We start from the raw sequence: 2,078 nt of genomic DNA, 5'->3' as shown, positions 1-2,078 counted from the left end.
CAGCGGGCCGAGCGCCACGAGCGACATCGAGCTCGAGCGGGTCGAGGGCGTCCACGGCCCCCGCATCCTGCACGTCCTCATCGTCGAGTGAGCGCTCCGCCCCACCAGTCCAGCCGGGCGTGGGGCGGGAGTGACCGAGTGCTCACTCGATGGGGTGTTTCCTTAGGTCGAGTGAGCGCTCCGCCCCACCAGTCCCAGGGCGTGTGGGCACGAGAGTGACGGATGTGACCGACTGCTCACTCGACTGAAAGGTCGAGTGAGCGCTACGTCCCAGGAGCCCCACCCTCCGCAGGGTCAGCGGGGGCAGTCGTCGACCGGGATGTCGCGCTCCTCGGAGCGCGACCCGCGCAGGCTCAGCAGCGAGTCGACCGTCAGGGCGATGAGCGCGACCCAGACGATGGCGAAGCCGATCCACCGCTCGGTCGGCATGTGCTCGCCCAGCAGGACGACGGCGCACAGCAGCTGCAGCACGGGGGTGATGAACTGGATCAGCCCCACCGTGACGAGTGGGATCCGGCGGGCCGCGGCGGCGAAGCACAGCAGCGGCAACGCCGTCGCCACGCCCGACCCGATCAGCAGCCACGTGTGCAGCGCCCCGTGCCCGCCGAACGTCAGCTCGCCGTGCTGGCCGAGGATGACGAGGGTCAGGGCCGCGACAGGCGCGAGCACGAGGGTCTCGATGGTCAGGCCGTGCAGCGCCGGCAGCGTCGCGCCGAGCTTCTTCTTGAGCAGCCCGTAGAGCGCGAACGAGAAGGCCAGGGTCAGCGCCACGACGGGCACGCGCCCGCCGGCGAAGGCGAGGTAGAGGCCGGCCACGACCCCGATCGCGACCGCCGCCCACTGGAGGAACCGCAACCGCTCACCGAGCACGACCACCCCGAGCGCCACCGTGACGAGCGGGTTGAGGAAGTACCCCAGCGCCGCGTCGCTCGTGTGGCCGGAGGTGACGGCAGCGACATACACCACCCAGTTCGTCGCGATGAGGAGCGCGGCGATCGTGATCCCCGCGACCAGCCGGCCGTTCCGGAGCACCGGACCCAGCCACCGGAAGTCCCGCGTCACGACGAGGACGATCGCGCAGAAGACGAGGGTCCATAAGATCCGGTGCGCGAGGATCTCCCAGGCGCCGGACGGCTTGAGGGCGTCGAAGTAGAGCGGGAAGAACCCCCACAGCCCGTAGGCGACGAACCCGAGGATCGTGCCCAGGCCCGTGGCCGAGACGCCACCGAGCCTGTCGCGCACGCGTCCGGTCCGGGTGAGGGTCGAGGTCGGCTGGCCCGACGTCACGCGGTCACAGTCCAGGTGTCCTGTCCGGCAAGCAGGGCGTCGATGTCCGCGTCGGTGACCGGGGTGGTCTGGGCGGAGGCGACCTGCTCGCGCACGGCGTCGTCGTAGGTCGGGCGGGTCACGTTGCGGAAGATGCCCATCGGCACGTGCGCCAGGTCGGCGCTGTCGAGCCGGGAGAGGGCGTACGCGGTGCTCGGGTCGGCCGCGTCGGGGTGGTGCGTGACGATCCGTGCCGGGTCGGCCTGGTCACGCCCGACGAGCCGTATGCCGCTCACCTCGTCCCAGACGGCCACCTGGTCTCCCAGCGTGACCTCCTCGCCGGCCTGCAGCTGGATGACCCGGGCCTCGGCGGAGGTGCGGTCCTTCAGGACGTCGAAGACGCCGTCGTTGAAGATCGGGCAGTTCTGGTAGATCTCGACGAGGGCGGAGCCGCGGTGCTCGGCGGCGGCGCGCAGGACTGTGGTGAGGTGCTTGCGGTCCGAGTCGAGCGTGCGGGCCACGAAGCTGGCGTCGGCGCCGAGGGCGAGCGAGACCGGGTTGAAGGGCTCGTCGACGGAGCCCAGCGGGGTGGACTTGGTGACCTGGCCGACCCGCGAGGTGGGGGAGTACTGGCCCTTGGTCAGCCCGTAGATCTCGTTGTTGAACAGCAGGATCTTGAGGTTGACGTTGCGGCGCAGCGCGTGGATCAGGTGGTTGCCGCCGATGGAGAGGGAGTCGCCGTCGCCGGTCACGACCCAGACGGACAGGTCCTCGCGGCTGGTGGCCAGCCCCGTTGCGATGGCCGGGGCCCG

Annotated in this window: 3 protein-coding genes; 1 reads left to right on the top strand and 2 read right to left on the bottom strand. The window is 70.8% G+C overall.

The features are described from left to right. A partial coding sequence (locus ACTHJJ_RS09080) for an LUD domain-containing protein (protein WP_440302622.1) occupies positions 1–91 on the top strand: 91 nt, incomplete at its 5' end. Positions 92–294: 203 nt separating this feature from the next. Here the strand turns inward: ACTHJJ_RS09080 and rarD are convergent. Beyond that, positions 295–1,242 carry an EamA family transporter RarD gene (gene rarD, locus ACTHJJ_RS09075; protein WP_440302621.1) on the bottom strand — a complete coding sequence of 316 codons (948 nt, stop codon included), beginning with the start codon at positions 1,240–1,242 and terminating at the stop codon, positions 295–297. A gap of 41 nt (positions 1,243–1,283) precedes the next feature. Then, a partial coding sequence (locus tag ACTHJJ_RS09070) for a thiamine pyrophosphate-dependent enzyme (RefSeq protein ID WP_440302620.1) occupies positions 1,284–2,078 on the bottom strand: 795 nt, incomplete at its 5' end.

Origin of the sequence: Intrasporangium sp., from assembly GCF_051961875.1 — a bacterium.
In the GTDB taxonomy this organism is placed as follows: Bacteria; Actinomycetota; Actinomycetes; order Actinomycetales; family Dermatophilaceae; genus Intrasporangium_A.
Note: the sequence above shows the minus strand (reverse complement) of the source record. Positions and strands in the feature narration are given on the sequence as shown.